Origin of the sequence: Actinoallomurus sp. NBC_01490 (assembly GCF_036227085.1) — a bacterium.
Classification (GTDB): domain Bacteria; phylum Actinomycetota; class Actinomycetes; order Streptosporangiales; family Streptosporangiaceae; genus Actinoallomurus; species Actinoallomurus oryzae.
This window is the reverse complement of record NZ_CP109433.1, coordinates 3,748,665-3,764,710: the sequence shown is the minus strand read 5'-3', so window position 1 is coordinate 3,764,710 and position 16,046 is coordinate 3,748,665. Positions and strand designations below refer to the sequence as shown.

Here is a 16,046-nt window from a genome sequence, read left to right as displayed (position 1 = left end):
AAGAAACGGCTCACTCGGCTCCCACGCTCACCCGCGACCTTGGTCGTCATGAGCGAACGGAGTGAGCGAATCGACGAGCACGCGCGCATGGTCCCTCCTCCGACGAAGGAGGGCTCATGAGCGAGATCTCCCTGTCGGCCGGGCCGCGGGCGCGGCTCGGCACGGTCTCCGAGCCGCGTGGTCCTCTCATCGAGATAGCGATCCCGGTCTACAACGAAGAACACATCCTGGCCGCCAGTGTGCACCGTCTCCACACCTATCTGCTCGAGACGTTCCCGTACCGGTTCGTGATCACGATCGTCGACAATGCGAGTACGGACGGGACGTGGGATGTCGCCTCGCGGCTGGCGTTGCGGTTCTCCGAGGTCGAGGCCGTACGGCTGCCCCAGAAGGGGCGCGGCCGGGCGCTGCGGCACGTGTGGGGCACGAGCGTGGCCGACGTCGTGGCGTACATGGACGTGGACCTGTCCACGGACCTCGACGCGTTCCTGCCGCTGATCGCACCCCTCGTGTCCGGCCACAGCGACCTGGCCATCGGCAGCCGCCTGTCCCGCGGCTCGGCGGTCGTCCGCGGCCCGCGCCGCGAGGTGATCTCCCGGATCTACAACCTGATGCTCCGCACGACGCTCGCGGCCCGGTTCTCGGACGCGCAGTGCGGGTTCAAGGCGGGCCGGGCCGAGGTCGTACGGGCGCTGTTGCCGGCGGTGGAGGACGAAGAGTGGTTCTTCGACACCGAGCTGCTGCTGCTCGCGGAGCGGAACGGGCTGCGGATCCACGAGGTGCCGGTCGACTGGGTCGATGACCCCGACAGCCGAGTCGACGTCGTGCGTACCGCCCTGGACGACCTGCGCGGGATGCTGCGCATGGGCCGCCGATGGCTCGCCGGGGCGCTGCGGGTGCAGGTGCCGTCGCGGCGGCTGCCCGCCGGGATGCGGGCGCAGGTGCCGAGCTTCGCGGTCATCGGGATCATCAGCACGATCGCCCAGCTCGTCCTGTACGGGCTGTTGCGCCTTTTCATGCCGGTCGTCCTGGCGAATGTGGTCTCCTATTTCCTCGCCGCCATCGCCAACACGGCCGCCAACCGGCGGTTCACCTTCGGCGTGGTCGGCACCCGGCGGATCGTCCGGCACCAGCTCGAAGGCGGGGTCGCGTTCCTCGTGGGGCTCGGGGTGAGCACGCTCGGGCTGTTCGCGGTGCACGCCGCGTGGCCGCACGCGTCGCGGTTCGTCGAGCTGGCCGCGCTGCTGGCGCTGAACCTGTTCGCCGCGGCGATCCGCTTCGCGCTGCTGCGCGCGTGGGTGTTCCACCCCCGGCGGACGCCGGACCTGGAAGAGGAGAACCGATGAGTGTCCTTTCGCTACACCGCTCCACCCCCGCGGTGGACGCCGGGCCCGCCACCGAGCGGCGCTCCGGCGACCCGTGGTGGGTCAGGGGGGCGCTCGGCGGCGTGCTGCTGCTCTCGGCGCTCCTGTACGGCTGGGGCCTGTCGGGTTATGCCAACGAGTACTACTCCGCGGCGGTGCGCAGCGGCACGGAGAGCTGGAAGGCGTTCTTCTTCGGCTCGCTGGACTCCGCCTCCTTCATCACCGTGGACAAGCCGCCGATGGCGCTGTGGGTCCAGGAGCTGACCGCGCGGGTCATCGGGTACGGAAGCTGGAGCCTGCTGCTGCCCGAGGTCGTCATGGGCGTCGCCGCGGTCTTCGTGCTGTACGTGACGGTGCGGCGCGTCTTCGGCCCGGTCGCCGGGCTGGTGGCCGCGCTGGTGATGGCGCTGACGCCGATCACGGTCGCGATCAACCGGGACAACAACCCCGACACTCTGCTCGTGCTGTTGCTGCTGCTCTCGGCGTGGGCGTGCCAGCGCGCCGTCGCGTCGGGCCGGCTGCGCTGGCTGGTCGCCTCGGCGTTCTTCCTGGGCTGCGGCTTCAACACCAAGATGCTCCAGGCGTACCTGCTGCTGCCGGCGCTGGCCCTCGTCTACCTGCTGTTCGCCCCGGGCGGCTGGCTGCGTCGCGTGTGGCACCTCCTGGCGTCCGGGGTCGTCCTCGCGGTCTCCAGCTTCTGGTGGATGGTCGTGGTGGACCTGATCCCGGCCTCCTCCCGCCCGTACATCGGCGGCAGCACGGACGGCACGGTCTGGGACCTGGTGATCGGCTACAACGGCCTCGGCCGGGTCACGGGCAACGAGGGCGGCGGCCCGGGCGGCGGCCGGGGCGGACCGCCCGGCGGGGGTCAGGGCGCGAGCTTCGCGGGCGCGTCCGGGCTGGGGCGGCTGTTCAACGACACGGTCGGCGGCCAGATCTCGTGGCTGCTGCCGTTCGCGGCCCTCGTACTGGTCGTGGGCGTGGTGACCTTGTGGAAACGCCCGCGCACGGACCTCGCGCGGGCAGCCGTCGTGCTGTGGGGTGGCTGGCTGGTGGTCCACTTCGTCATCTTCAGCTTCTCCGACGGCACGATGCATCCGTACTACACGACCGCCCTCGCACCGGCCGTGGGCGCCCTGACCGGCATCGGCGGGGTCCTGTCACTGCGGGCGTACCGGTCTTCGAGCCTCCGCCGAGGCGCGACGCTCGCCGGTGATTCCTCAGGCGGGGCGCTGAGCGGGGACGCCTCGGACGCGGCGCTGGGCGGGGACAAGCCAGGCGCAGTGCTGAGCGGGGACGCCCCAGACGGAGCTCTGGGCAGGAACGCCTCGGGCATGGTCTCTTCGCAGGGCGGCCGTCATCGGACCTCCGCCGTTACGCCGGACACCGACTCGCCGGTGAATGCCGGGCGTGGCGAGGACGGCTGGGCCGACGACGGACGGACCGTGGACGTCCGGCGCCGGGCCGGCCGGGGTGAACCCGCCGACGCCGCCGAACCGGGCGTCTCCAGTCTCAACGGGCAAGGCCGGTGGAACTCGCTCGCGTGGAGCTGGTCGCTACCGCTGGGCGTCGCCGTGACGGGCGGCTGGTCGTTCGCCCTGCTCCGGCGCACGCCGAGCTGGAACCCCTGGCTGTCGTGGACGGTTCTCGCGCTGACCGTACTCGCGGTCGCGGGCCTGGTCGTGGCCCTCACCGGCGGCGCCGTCGGGCTCGCCCGGCGTGCACCCCGCCACGCTCCGGCGGATGTACGACGAGGTCCGGACACGACCGTAACGCGCCCGGCGACGGACGCGGCCACCACACGACCGGGGACGGACGCGACCACCGCACAAGCGGGGGCGGACTCGGCCACCGCGCGGTCGGCGGACGGCCGTGGTCCGGTCGCGTCCACGACGGCGGAATCCGCCCCGGACGCCCCGTCGCCGGCCGCCGGGTCCTCATCGGCGGATGGTCCGGCGCCCATCACCTCTGGGGCGGAGGCGGTGACCTCGTCGGCGGCGGTCGGCGACGGCTCCACGAAGGCGCGTTTCCGGTCGAAGCCGGCCCGGATCGCCGTGGTCGCCGCGATCACCGGAATGGTCGCGGGCCTGGCCGGACCCGCGGCGTACGCGGTCTCCGCCGCGGCTTCCAGCTCCAACGGCACCAATCCCCTCGCGGGCCCGTCGGGCGGCTTCGGCATGTTCGGCGGCCCGGGGATGCGCGGCGGCAACGGCCGGCTTCCGGCAGACGCCCGGCGGGCGATGGAGGGCCGGTTCCCTGGCGGCATGCCCCCGGGCGCAGCCGGTGACTCTGGTGACTCGGGCGCCCCGGGCATGCCGGGCGAAGTGCCTGGCGGCGGTACGGGCCGGCCCAACGGCGACGGCGGGCAGGGCGGCTTCCCAGGCGGACGCGGAGGTTTCCCGGGTGGCGGCGGGGGCTTCCCCGGGGGAGGCGGCCCAGGCGGCGAGGCGAACACCCAGCTCATCTCGTACCTGCAGAAGAACCGGGGCGGCGCCACCTGGCTGCTGGCGGTCCCCAGCGCCATGAGCGCGTCGTCCATCATCATCAAGACCGGCGAGCCGGTCATGGCCATAGGCGGCTTCACGGGCAGCGATCCGGCGATGACCGTGTCGAAGCTCCAGCAGTACGTGAAGAGCGGAAAGCTGCGCTTCGTGATGGTAGGAGGAGGCGGCCCTGGCGGCGGCGGTTCGGACGTGACCACCTGGGTCACCAAGAACTGCCAGGCCGTGAAGGCATCGGAGTACGGCGGAACGTCGACCTCGTCGGCGCAGCGGCAGAACTCCCAGGGCCTCTACCGCTGCACCTGACCCGTCCACCCGGCTGGGCGGTGCTCAGACGACACGACCGCCGTCTGAGCCACCGCCCAGCCGACGCGTTCCCGGAACACGACGCTCAGACGCTCATCCGAACACGTCCCACGTTCCCGGCGCGCCGGCCAGGCGTGACTTTGTCCGTAATGATCTCGACGTGCGGCTCAGATGCGCCGGTCCGGGCGCGATGTGGGGAGTCGGTAAGGGCAAGGTTCTCGGCGACCGGGGCCTCGGTGTTGATGGCCGCCCAGCGGATCATGACTCCCGGAGAATGCTGGTTGCGGGCTTGGTGACCGGGGTCCGGACAGGATCGACGAACCACTCACGGCCGAGCAGGAGACCGAATACCGGGGTCGGCAGCCGGACGAGCGCCCGCATGACGGGGGCTGCCCTGCCGCGCCCGTTGATTTCGGAGCGGTGCGCGGCCAGGGCTGCTTGCTTTTGCCGGGCGAAGCGCCGCACGTTGATCCGGTGTGTGATCGCGGAACTGGGGCTGTAGGCGGTGCGCAGCGCTTCGATGTCGTAGCGGAAGGGAATCCGCAGACCACGAATCAGCCGTACAAGGTGTTCAACCTTGTCGCGGGGCATCGTTGCTTCCAGCACTGTGCCTACCCCGGTCAGTTCGGCGGCGCGCTTTCCCACCTCATGCACCTTGACATGGTCGCGGTGGCCGTACCCACCGTTGGGGTCGTAGCTGAGCAGGACGTCGGCGTTCTCCTCGCGCAGGATCGCGGCCAGTCGCTCCGCCGCCTCATCGGTGTCGGCGCGGACGAAACGCTGTCGGTCCGGCGGGTCAGGGTAGAGGACAGGGCCATGCCCGCTGCCGGCATAGCCCAGGTGCTCAACCCGGTGCACTCCGAGGATGGCCGCGCTCGCACGCAGCTCGTTCATCCGTGTCGGCGGCGCCTCGGACGCGACGGTCATGGTGTCGGTGGCCACCACGATCACCACCCGGTGCCCTTCCGCCGCAGCGCGGGCAAGAGTTCCACCGGTCAGCAACACTTCGTCGTCAGGGTGGGCATGGAAAGCCACAACGGTTGCCATCGCCCCAAGTATGGGGGGACCGCGGGCTGGTGTGCGGTCGGTTAGACCCGTCAGCCGCCCCGGCTTCGCCGTAAGCGCGATGGCGGTCCGCCCATCGTTCAGCGGTGGTGACCAAGACCTGAAGGCGTTCGGCGGCCTGCCGCAGCGGGCAGACGTCCTCGACGGCACGGCGGGCCAGGCGTAGACGCCCGGTCTCACAGCGTGGGCGGAAAATCCGCAGGCAGAGCCTGCCATGCGCAGCCGGCCCGCACCACGTACAAGATCGCATCCACCACTGCCGCCGGGAATGCTTATCCCGGCGCCCAGCCTCATCCGGCGACGGAAGCAGCGGCTTCACCAACTCCCATTCGGCATCGGTCAGATCCGAGGGGGAACACGACACACGAGACGTCTTCCGACCATCACCCCACCAACCACCCAAGATCACCCAGCCATGCCGACACCAACCAAGATCACTTCTCGAACGCACTCTGACACCGCGGCTGGATCAGGCGGGACGGAATTTCTCCGACAGTCGCGGACACGGTCCGCTACCGGCCGTTTACTATTTCGACACACGATCTTTGTGTTCTGGCGCTCCGGTGGCTTTGCCGCAGGTAAACAGGATGGTTTCGTGGCCGCAACCGGTCAACGCCCGGCAAGCCGATGTAAAGAGCACGTCACGCGCCCATGACGGGTCGTCATCGGCCGCGAGATTCCTCGACTCGGGGGCTTCTCACCATGGGCGACGGCCATTAGCATCACAGCACTGAACACCGTGGGCAGAAGGGTGCCGACGATGGCGGGACTTTTGTTTGACAACCCGTTCTATGGAAAGCTCGCCCAGGCTGTAAATGGTGTCCGGAAGGATGCCATCGACCTTGAACGAATGCTCAATAGATCATTCGACATGGCTCAACGAACACAGCTGAACGCAGGCTATGAGAGCAACGTCGACACGCAGCGCAGACAGCTCCGGTGGGCTCTCATCAGCATCGTTCAGGCCGCCGAGGATGCTCTGCAGAACACTCCGATGAAGGTCACGGCCGAGGAGGCCGCCCTCGGAGGCAAGGGCCCGTACGGCGCGCCGAGCTTCTGGTAACCCCCAGAGCCCGACACCCGGCGAACGCCGAGACCACCCTCGACGGCAAGGACCCGCACGCCGCACCGAGCTTCCGGTAACCCCCAGAGCCCGACACCCGGCGAACGCCGAGACCACCCTCGACGGCAAGGACCCGCACGCCGCACCGAGCTTCCGGTAACCCCCAGAGCCCGACACCCGGCGAACCCCCATCCCCGCGCGGAGGGCCGCGGCCGGCCAGCCGGGAAGCCGGATGGCCGACGAAAACGGCGGCCGCACGGGACCCCGGCTTTCCGCGTGTCATCGGCGGAAGCCGACGTCGGGCCAGGCCGGGGTGTAAAGGCCGAAGGCACCCCAGTTCACGAGGGTTCGCCGCGCCGGGACGATCTGCGGACGCTGGTACAAGGTCACCGAATGCACCTCATCCCAGATCAACCGGTCGGCCTCATTCGCGTACCGACGGGCCTTCGCCGGGTTCAGTTCTTCGGTGGCGCGGTCGAGAAGGGCGTCGAGCGACGCTGATCCGACCCGGGCGACGTTCTGCCGAACGTCGTTTCCGCGTGGTCTGCCGTAGATCGGCCGCAGATTCGAGATCGGGAACGGACCGCCGATCCAGGAGAACGGTGCGAGATCGTACGCGCCAGGAATGAGATACCGGTCGAAGAAATCGCTGTCGGGCACCGGCCGCAGCTCCAGCCGTACGCCCACCCGCCCCAGCATGACCTGGATCAGCTCACCGCTCTGGCGGCCCGTCGCCGCGCTCGCCGGGTAGACGTACCGCAGCGTCAGCGGGCGGCCGTCCTTCAGCCGTGACCGCCCACGCGTCCGCCAGCCCGCCCGGTCGAGCAGGCGTCCGGCGCCTACCGGGTCGTAGCTGCCCAGGTCGCCCGCGTTGTCCTGGTAGCCCTCCTGGGTGTTGACGAAGGCGTGGTCGTTCAGGAGGAGCACCGGCCAGTCCAGCCCGGCCAGGGCCGACCGGGCGAGCGCGCGGCGGTCGATGGCCATCGCCACGGCGCTGCGTACGTTCACGTCGGCCAGTGCCGGCGTCGCGCCGTTGAAAGTGAGCTGGCTGAAGTCCGGACCGGCCGCCCGCCGGACGACGGCGCCGGGGACCTGCCGCGCGCGCCGGTACGCCGCCGCGTCCGTGCCCGCGTCGAACGCGTCGATCTCGCCGCTCGCGAACGCCCCGGGCATCGCATCGCGCGCAAGGTATCGGAAGACGACCCGGTCGAGCCGGGCCCGGGGTCCCCACCAGTGAGCGTCACGGACGATCGTGACGGCCTGGGCGGTGCGATCGATGCTCTCGGGCCGGAACGGTCCGGCGGTGACCGGGATGCGACCCGACCACGCGTGGTCCCAGGCGGACGGATCGCTGATCGTTTTGGCCGGGTACAGCGGACTGAACAGGCTCCGCCATTCTCCGAACGGCCGATCGAAGGTCACCACGACCTGCCGGTCGTTCGCCCCACGGGCGACCTGCCGAATCCGGTCGTACCCGGTGGACGTGGTGATCTGGTACGCCCTGTCGCGGCCGCGACAGGCCCGCCACAGCGCCAAGAAGTCGCGGTAGCCGATCGGTGTGCCGTCGGACCACCGGGCCGTCGGGTTGAGGTCGTAGGTCACGACCTGTCTCGGCCTCTTGCGGGTGACCTCGGCCCGTACCAGGTAGGACGGGTCGGCGGTGACTCTCCCGCGCTGGTCGGAGCGGAACAGCCAGGGCATCAGCGCGCCGAGGATCCGCGCCGTGTCGAGGTCGGCGCCGCCCAGGTGCCAGTAGTTCCACTGGGTGGGGAACTCCGTCGTCGCGAGCCGCAGCGTGCCACCGTCCCGCACGCGTTCACGCGGCGTCGGCGCGATGTCGTACGCACCGATCCGCGACACCGGACGCGCGGGCGCTTGCGCCGGCGCGCACGCGGCCACGACCAGCAGGAGCAGAGCGATCGGCGCAGACCTCACCAATCCGCTCCTCGACCACCGGAAACCACCCACGAGCCCGCCGCCAACCGCCCCACAAGCCTGCCGCGACCGTCTCAGAGGTGACCCAGGCCGCCGCCGAAGCGACGACGCGCCCACGATCACGCGCAGCGAGACCAAAGCGATCGGCGTGGATTTCATCGGGACTCTCCTTGCCCGGAGTAGTGGCAGGCCACGGCATGGTCGGAGGCGGGATGTCGGACGCCGAGATCCTCCTCGGCACGCTTTCCGCAGTCGTGCGCCGTAAGCGCCGGGAACACCGCGCAGGGGACGCGGAACCGGCGACCACCGGATGGATCGGGCGGCTCCCGTACTTCCCATTCCGGCCGCTCACCGTGCGAACCCGGAAGGGGGACGGCGCCAAGCGGAGTCCGGGCGTACGGATACGCAGGCGTGGGATACACCGTGTCGGTCCGCGTGGATCTCATCGGGGCCGTCCTTGCCCTGCGAAGTGGCAGGCCACAGCGTGATCCAGAGCGAGATGGCCCAGAAGGGGGGCTTCCTCAGCGCACTGGCGACGGTCGTGCGCCGCGAGCGCCGGGCAGCGGGCGCGAAACCGGGCAACCACCAGGTGGGTCGTGTAGCGGCTCCCGTACCTCCCATTGCGGCCGCGCTTCACCGTGCGGGTGCAGCAGCGGTACGGCGTCGAGCAGCGTCCGGACGTACGGGCACACGGGCGTGGGGTACACCGCGTCGGTCGGCGTAGATCTCATCGGGACTCTCCTCGTCCTGCGAAGTGGCAGGCCACAGCGTGGTCGGAGGCGAGATGGCGAAGGCCGGAATCCTCCTCCCCGCGCTGGCCGCAGTCGCGCACCGGGGACGTTGGCGGCAGCGGGCCCCGCGTGAGGAATCGGCAACCGACAGGTGGATCGGGCGGCTCCCGCACCTTCCACCCAGCCCGCACGCGGTGCGGGCCCGGAAGCGGGATGACGTCGAGCAGCGTCCGGGCGTACGGATGCACGAGCACGGCGTACACCGTGTCGCTTGCGTGGATCTCATCGGTGCCCTCCTTGCCCTGCGAAGTGGCAGGCCACAGCGTGATCGGGAACGAGATGGCGAAGAACGGGGTCCTCCTCGGCGCACTGGCGACGGTCGTGCGCCGTGAGCGCCGGGAACACCGGGCAGCGGGCGCGGAACCGGCAACCGCCAGGTGGACCGGGCGGCGGCTCCCGCCCCCCGTTCCGGCCGCCCACAGCGCGGACCCAGAAGCGGGCAGCGTCCGGACGTACGAGTGCACCGGCATGAGGTACACCACGTCGGTCCGCATGGATCTCATCGGTGCCCTCCTCGCCCTGCGAAGTGGCAGGCCACAGCGTGATCGGGAACGAGATGGCGAAGAACGGGGTCCTCCTCGGCGCACTCGCGACGGTCGTGCGCCGTGAGCGCCGGGAACACCGGGCAGCGGGCGCGGAACCGGCAACCGCCAGGTGGACCGGGCGGCGGCTCCCGCCCCCCGTTCCGGCCGCCCACAGCGCGGACCCAGAAGCGGGCAGCGTCCGGACGTACGAGTGCACCGGCATGAGGTACACCACGTCGGTCCGCATGGATCTCATCGGGGCTCTCCTTGCCCTGCGAAGTGGCAGGCCACAGCGTGATCGGGAGCGAGATGGCGGAGAACGGGGTCCTCCTCGGCGCACTGGCGACGGTCGTGCGCCGTGAGCGCCGGGAACACCGGGCAGCGGGCGCGGAACCGGCAACCGGCAGGTGGATCGGGCGGCGGCTCCCGTACCTGCCGCTCACCGTGCGGGCGCAGTAGCGGGATGGCGTCGAGCAGCGTCCGGGTGTACGGGTGGGCGGGCGTGGTGTACACGGCGTGGGCGTCGCCGAGTTCCACGATGCGCCCGTGGCGCATGACGGCGACGCGGTCGGTCAGCCGGCGGAGGGCGGCCAGGTCGTGTGCGGCGATCAGGTATGCCAGGCCCAGGCGTGTCTTCAGGTCGCGGAGCAGTTCGATGATGCCCGCCCGGGTGGAGACGTCGAGCGCCGAGAACGGCTCGTCGAGGAGCAGGAGCCGTGGGTCGAGCGAAAGCGCGCGGGCGATGCCGACGCGCTGACGCTGGCCGCCGGACAGTTCGGCCGGCCGGCGTCCGGCGTGTGCGGGGTCGAGTCCGACCAGGCGCAGGAGTTCGGGGACGCGGGCGGCGATCTCCGGCCGGGTGCGGCCGTGGGCGCGGAGGGGTTCGGCGAGGATGGCGCCGGCCGTCATGCGCGGGTCGAGTGCGGCGGCGGAGTCCTGGAAGACCAGTTGCACGTCGCGGTGGAGTTCGCGGCGTTCCCTGGCGGACAGGCTCGCGGTGTCATGGCCGAACACCACGCCGGTCCTGAGGGCGGCGATCTCCTTGAGCGTGGTCGTCTTCCCGCATCCGGACTCGCCCACCAGGCCCAGCGCCTCGCCCGCTCGGACGTCGAAACCGACGCCGTCGACCGCGCGCACCACACGGGCCCGCCGCAGCGTCCCGCGCACCGAATGCTCTTTGACCAGTCCGTCCACCACGAGGACGCGCGGTGTGGCGGCCCTGCCACCCGGCGCGGGCCGGCCCGGCGGGGCATCGCTCATGGGTGCCGGGACGACGTCCACACGGCCGGGGCGCGGGACGGAGTGAAGCAGCGCGGCCGTGCGGGGCATGGACGGGTCGGTCGCGGCCGTCGCCGCCGGACCGACTTCGACCGTACGGCCGGCGTGCATCACCATGATGCGGTCGGCGCGCTCGACGGCGAGCCCGAGGTCGTGGGTGATGAGCACGAGGGCCGCGCCCGTACGGCGCTGAACGGCCCGGAGGGAATCGAGCACCTGAGCCTGCGCCGGTGGGTCGAGGCCGGCGGTCGGCTCGTCGGCGACGATCACGGACGGGTCGGCGGCCATCGCCACGGCGATCATCGCCCGGCGGCTCTGGCCTCCGGAGAGCTGATGCGGGTACGCGCGGGCGACCGTGGCGGCGTCCTGCACACCGGCGAGTCTCAGCAGCTCGGCCGCCCGCGTGGCCGCCGCACGCCGGGACACGCGGCGGTGGGCGCGGACCGCCTCCGCGATCTGCGCGCCGATCCGGTACACGGGCGTGAACGCGTGGTCCTGGAAGACCACCGCGATCTCATCGCCGCGGACGGTGGCGAGATCGCGTTCGGGCAGACCGAGGAGCTCGCGCCCGCGGAGCCGTACCGAACCCTCCACCCGCGCGGACGCGGGCAGCAGGCCGACGAGCGCGAGGGCGGTCGCGGACTTGCCGGCCCCGGACTCGCCGACGACCGCCAACACCTCTCCCGCCGCCACGCCGAACTCCACACCACGTACCGCGCGGACCCCGCTCACGAACGTGACGCACAGCCCGGACACCTCAAGGACCGGCCCGGCGCCCCCGGCCCTCACCACGGGCTCCCCAGAGCATCACGCAGCCCATCGCCGGACAGCACGGCTGCAGTCACGCGCTCCCCGCCGGACTTGCGGACAATCGCCGACACCCCACTCGGCGTGGCGACCCCGACCCTCACCACAAGCCCCGAAACGCATCGCGCAGCCCATCGCCGGACAGCACAGCGGCGGCCGCGCGTTCCGCGACGATCAACGACACCCCGAACCCGGTCCTCATGGCGGGCTCGCCAGAGTGTCGCGCAGGCCGTCGCCGATGAGGGTGGTGGCGAGGACGAGGAGGATCAGCGCGGTCACCGGGGGCAGGAACAGCCAGGGAAAGGTGCCGGCCGACGGTGCGCCGTCCGCGATGATCGTGCCCAGTGAGACGTCGGGCGGCCGTGCTCCGAAGCCGAGGTAGGACAGGCTGGTCTCGGCGATGACGGCGGTGCTGACGTTGAGCGTCGCGTCCACGATCAGCAGCGGCAGAAGGCCCGGGACGATGTGACGGACGATGATCGTCATCGGCCGGACGCCGAGGAAGCGGGCGGCGAGGACGTACTCCTGGTCGCGCAGGATGAGGGTCATCCCCCGGACGACGCGCGCGGTGACCATCCACATGAAGGCGGCGAGCAGCGGTGCGAGGACGGGCAGGTCCGCGCCACGGAGCGCCGGGGCCAGCGTCGCGACGACGAGGAGGGGCGGCAGGACGAGGAGGAGCTCGACGACGCTCATCAGCCCGCGGTCGGCCCAGCCGCCGAGGTATCCGGCGGCGGCCCCCGTCACCGTCGCGAGCCCCGTCGCGGAGACGGCGACGAGCAGGCCGGTGACCAGTGACGCGCGCAGCCCCCGCAGCGTCACGGCGTACATGTCCCGGCCGGTCTGCGTCGTCCCCAGCCAGTGACGGGCGGACGGCGGACGGCGGAACGCGGTGAGGTCCACGCCGTCCCACCTCCACGACGTGAGATACGGCCCGGCGAACGCGAGGACCAGGAGCACCCCGAGCAGACCGAGCCCCAGACGAACCCGGCCACCACGAACGGCGCGGAACCGCCGGTGGGTCGGAGACCGCCGGTGCGCCCCGCCCCGGCGGGGACCGGAAGCGTGCGGGGCCGAGGCCGTCGGAGTCTCGGGCGCATGGGCGGGTCCGCCGGGAGGCCCCGGCGCGCGAGCGATCATGCGGCGGCCTCCGGTCATGGCCGCGCCCGGGGATCGAGGGCCGCGTTGGCCAGGTCGGCGAGCAGGCCGACGGCGGCGATCGCCATCGCCGCCGCGCAGCCGCAGGCGGCCACCGCGTTCACGTCGTCGCCCGCGATCGAGTCGATCAGCCACTCCCCCAGCCCGTGCCAGGCGAAGACCTTCTCCGTGACGGCCGTGCCGGTCAGCAGGGCGGCGAAGCCGTACGCCGCGAAGGTCGTCATCGGCGCCACCGTCACGCGCAGGGCGTGGCGGCGTAACGCCGTGCGCCGGCGCAGGCCCCGGGCCATCGCCGCGCGGACACAGCCCGAGTTCAGCGCGTCGAGGAGCAGCCCTCGCTGGTAGCGGGCGCACATCGCGGCCTGGCCGAGCGCGAGCACGGTGGCGGGCAGGAGCAGATGACGCAGCCGGTCGACCACCGGCCCCGCGGCACCCGGCGTGTATTCGCCCGTCCACGCGAAGACCGGCGCACCGGTCCAGGAGTTCACGCTCTGGGCGGCCGTCTGGAGGAGCACCGCCAGGGCGAACGCCGGGGTCGCCATCGTCACCAGCGCGCCCGCGGTGATCAGGCGGTCGAGCGCGCCCCGCGGGCGGCAGGCCCCCACGGCGCCCAGCAGCACTCCCCCGGCCCAGCCCAGCGCACCGCCCGCCGCGACGAGACGCAGGCTGGCCCCCGCGCGCCGGAGCAGCTCGCCGCGCACCGGCACGCCGTCGAGCGTCGCGCCGAAGTCGCCGCGCGCCACCCCCGACGCCCAGGTCGCGTAACGACGGGCCGGCGGCCCGTCGAGCCCGAGCGACGCCAGCCGGGCCGAGACCGCCGCACGGGGCGGTCTCGGGCTCCGGCCCTCCAGCGAGGCGCGCGGGTCGAGGGCGAGCGTGGCCGCGAAGTAGGCCAGGCTCGCCCCGGCGACCGCGAGCACCATCCGGCCCAGGCAACGGCGCAGCACGACCAGGACCTCCCGCAGCGGTAACGGCGACTGCGGAAAGTTATCGCAAAGTCACGCTATGACAACACCGGGCGAGAGCGCCTGTGGAGAACTCAGTCGAGCAGGAACGCGGCGACCTCCGCCCGCTGGGCCCGCGCCGGTCCGTCGAACGCCGCCAGCCACTGCGCGCGCTTGTAGTACCGATGCAGCACGTGTTCCCAGGTGAAGCCGATGCCGCCGTGCCCCTGGATGGCGTTCTCGCAGGCGAACACCGCGGCGGACCCGGCCAGGGCCTTGGCGGCCAGGCACGCCTGCCGGGCCATCTCGTCATCCTCCGAGACACACCACGCCGCCCAGTACGCGAGCGACCGCGCCTCCTGCAACCGCACGTAGACGTTCGACGCCTTGTGCGACACCGCCTGGTACACGCCGATCGGCTTGCCGAACTGCTCGCGCTCCTTGGCATAGGCGACGAGCAGGTCCAGGGCGCGCTGCGCGACGCCGACGCCCTCCAGCGCCAGCGCCGCGTAGGCGCGGTCGCGGACCCGGCCCAGCAGGACGCGCGCCTCCTCGCCGGAGGCCAGCGCACGCGCCGGCGCGGAGGAGAACCGCACGTCCGCCACCCGCCGCGTGCCGTCGATGGTCGAACGCGGCGTCACCTCGGCGTCGCCCGCCTCCACCGCGTACAGCCCGTCGGCCGCGACGACGACGAACAGGTCGGCCACGGCGCCGTCGGGCACGAGCGTCTTGGCACCGGTCAGACGGCCGTCGGAGACCGACGTCTCCACCGGGTCCAGCAGCGCCTGCGGACGCCCCGGCTCGGCCCAGGCGAGCGTCGCCTTCAGCGCGCCCGAAGCGACGCGCTTGCCCGCCTCGGCGTCCAGCGCGGGCGCGGCGAGGGCGACGGTCGAGAAGTACGGCGCGGGCAGCGGCCGGTACCCGGTCTCCTCGAACAGGACGGCCTGGTCGAGGAAGGTCAGGTCCTGGTCCAGCCAGCCCATCGAGGCGAGCCTGCCCCAGACGTCCTCATCGACGCCGGTCGAGGAGTCGGCGATCTCCGCCAGGCGCGCGTCGTCGTACCGGGAGGCGAGGAACTCGCGGGCGAAGCCGCGCAGTTGCTCCTGCTCTTCGGAGAACGCGAAGTCCATCGGTCAACGTCCCTTCGGCAGGCCGAGGACACGCTCGGCGATGATGTTGCGCAGGATCTCCGATGTGCCGGCCTCGATGGTGTTGCCCCGCGAGCGGAGCTGCCAGTACTGCCAGAAGCCGTTCCAGGGCGCGTCGTCGGAGACCAGGCCGTTCAGCCCGAAGACCGACTGGGCGAGTGAGGTCAGCCGCTGGTTCGCCTCGCTCCAGGCCAGCTTGACGCCCGAGCCCTCCGGCCCGGGGATGCCGGTCTCCAGCAGGGTGGTCAGCGACCGGTAGTTGGTGAAGCGCAGCGACTGCATCTCGATCCACTCGCGGGCGACGGCGTCGCGGATCACCGGGTCGTCGGCGGGGCGGCGGCCGTCGGGCCCGGGCTCCTTGACCAGCTTGATCAGCTGGTTCACCATCCGTTCGAGCTCGGCGGAGAGCGCGAACCCGAGCGTGCCGCGCTCGTGCAGCAGCGTGGTCATCGCGACCTTCCACCCGTCACCGGGCGAGCCCAGGATCGACGAGCGCGGCACCCGTACGTCGTCGAAGAAGATCTCGTTGAACTCCGGGTCGCCGGTGATCTGCACCAGCGGCCGTACGGTGACGCCCGGAGCGTGCATGTCCACGATGAGGTACGACAGGCCGGCGTGCTTGGGCGCCGACGGGTCGGTGCGGACGACGAGGATGCAGAAGTCGGCCTTGTGCGCGTAGGAGGACCAGACCTTCTGCCCGTTGACCACCCAGTGGTCGCCATCGAGGACCGCGCTCGTACGGCCGGAGGCGAGGTCGGAGCCGGAACCTGGTTCGGAGAAGCCCTGGCACCAGATCTCCGAGCCGTCCAGCAGCGGTCGCAGGTAGCGCTCCTTCTGCTCCGGAGTGCCCCACGCGATGATCGTCGGCCCGGCCATGTTGAGGCCGATCACTCCCGGATGGCCGGGTGCGTTGGCCCGCGACATCTCCTCCAGGTAGATCGCCTGGTACGTCGGGGACAGCCCGCGCCCGCCGTACTCCGACGGCCACGTCAGCCCGACGTACCCGGCCTGGTAGAGCTCGCCGCCCCAGCGCCGCAGCGCGTCGAAGTCGCCCCGGCCCCCTTCGAGCGGCCGGCCGGCCCAGTGCTCGGAGAGCCAGGAGCGGAGCTCCGCGCGGAACGCCGCCTCCTCCGGTGTGTCGTGAAAGTCCACTCTGGGCCTC

11 protein-coding genes and 2 pseudogenes are annotated in these 16,046 nt (G+C 71.8%); 3 read left to right on the top strand and 10 right to left on the bottom strand.

Translation table 11 applies throughout. The features are described from left to right. Positions 1-116 precede the first annotated feature (116 nt). Complete coding sequence (locus OG417_RS18015) at positions 117-1,346, top strand: bifunctional glycosyltransferase family 2/GtrA family protein (RefSeq protein WP_329257001.1); 1,230 nt, start codon at positions 117-119, stop codon at positions 1,344-1,346. Then, positions 1,343-4,171 carry a glycosyltransferase family 39 protein gene (locus tag OG417_RS18010; protein WP_329257000.1) on the top strand — a complete coding sequence of 943 codons (2,829 nt, stop codon included), beginning with the start codon at positions 1,343-1,345 and terminating at the stop codon, positions 4,169-4,171. Before OG417_RS18015 ends, OG417_RS18010 begins: the two co-directional genes overlap by 4 nt. A 258-nt stretch (positions 4,172-4,429) precedes the next feature. Here OG417_RS18010 and OG417_RS18005 read toward each other — a convergent pair whose 3' ends face one another. The 3 genes and pseudogenes from OG417_RS18005 to OG417_RS17995 form a co-directional block, all read right to left on the bottom strand. After that, complete coding sequence (locus tag OG417_RS18005) at positions 4,430-5,218, bottom strand: PIG-L deacetylase family protein (protein WP_329256997.1); 789 nt, start codon at positions 5,216-5,218, stop codon at positions 4,430-4,432. A gap of 13 nt (positions 5,219-5,231) precedes the next feature. Next, positions 5,232-5,438: pseudogene (locus tag OG417_RS18000) on the bottom strand (leucine zipper domain-containing protein); the annotation flags it as partial. After that, positions 5,422-5,600: pseudogene (locus OG417_RS17995) on the bottom strand (transposase); the annotation flags it as partial. The pseudogenes OG417_RS18000 and OG417_RS17995, both read right to left, overlap by 17 nt. Positions 5,601-6,107: 507 nt before the next feature. Between OG417_RS17995 and OG417_RS17990 the strand changes: the two are divergent. Next, positions 6,108-6,299, top strand: coding sequence for a hypothetical protein (locus tag OG417_RS17990; RefSeq protein WP_329256994.1), 192 nt, complete (start codon positions 6,108-6,110; stop codon positions 6,297-6,299). Between the two features lie 279 nt (positions 6,300-6,578). Here the strand turns inward: OG417_RS17990 and OG417_RS17985 are convergent, their stop codons facing one another. The 7 genes from OG417_RS17985 to OG417_RS17955 all read right to left on the bottom strand — a co-directional run bounded on the left by OG417_RS17985 (position 6,579) and on the right by OG417_RS17955 (position 16,036). Next, complete coding sequence (locus OG417_RS17985; protein ID WP_329256992.1) at positions 6,579-8,234, bottom strand: ABC transporter family substrate-binding protein; 1,656 nt, start codon at positions 8,232-8,234, stop codon at positions 6,579-6,581. A gap of 727 nt (positions 8,235-8,961) precedes the next feature. Next, on the bottom strand, positions 8,962-9,528 hold the full coding sequence (locus OG417_RS17980) for a hypothetical protein (RefSeq protein WP_329256990.1): 567 nt from the start codon (positions 9,526-9,528) through the stop codon (positions 8,962-8,964). A 273-nt stretch (positions 9,529-9,801) separates the two neighbouring features. After that, positions 9,802-11,616 (bottom strand): ABC transporter ATP-binding protein, encoded by a 1,815-nt coding sequence (locus OG417_RS17975; RefSeq protein WP_329256989.1) that lies wholly within the window; start codon positions 11,614-11,616, stop codon positions 9,802-9,804. Positions 11,617-11,832: 216 nt separating this feature from the next. Continuing rightward, positions 11,833-12,537, bottom strand: a complete 705-nt coding sequence (locus OG417_RS17970) for an ABC transporter permease (protein ID WP_329256987.1) — start codon at positions 12,535-12,537, stop codon at positions 11,833-11,835. A gap of 251 nt (positions 12,538-12,788) precedes the next feature. Then, the gene (locus tag OG417_RS17965; protein ID WP_329256983.1) at positions 12,789-13,739 is read right to left on the bottom strand and encodes an ABC transporter permease; all 951 of its coding nucleotides are present in this window, start codon (positions 13,737-13,739) and stop codon (positions 12,789-12,791) included. Positions 13,740-13,831: 92 nt separating this feature from the next. Then, a complete protein-coding gene (locus OG417_RS17960) occupies positions 13,832-14,866 on the bottom strand; it encodes an acyl-CoA dehydrogenase family protein (RefSeq protein ID WP_329256981.1) in 1,035 nt (344 codons plus the stop codon). Between the two features lie 3 nt (positions 14,867-14,869). After that, the gene (locus tag OG417_RS17955) at positions 14,870-16,036 is read right to left on the bottom strand and encodes an acyl-CoA dehydrogenase family protein (RefSeq protein ID WP_329256979.1); all 1,167 of its coding nucleotides are present in this window, start codon (positions 16,034-16,036) and stop codon (positions 14,870-14,872) included. Between the last annotated feature and the right edge of the window lie 10 nt (positions 16,037-16,046).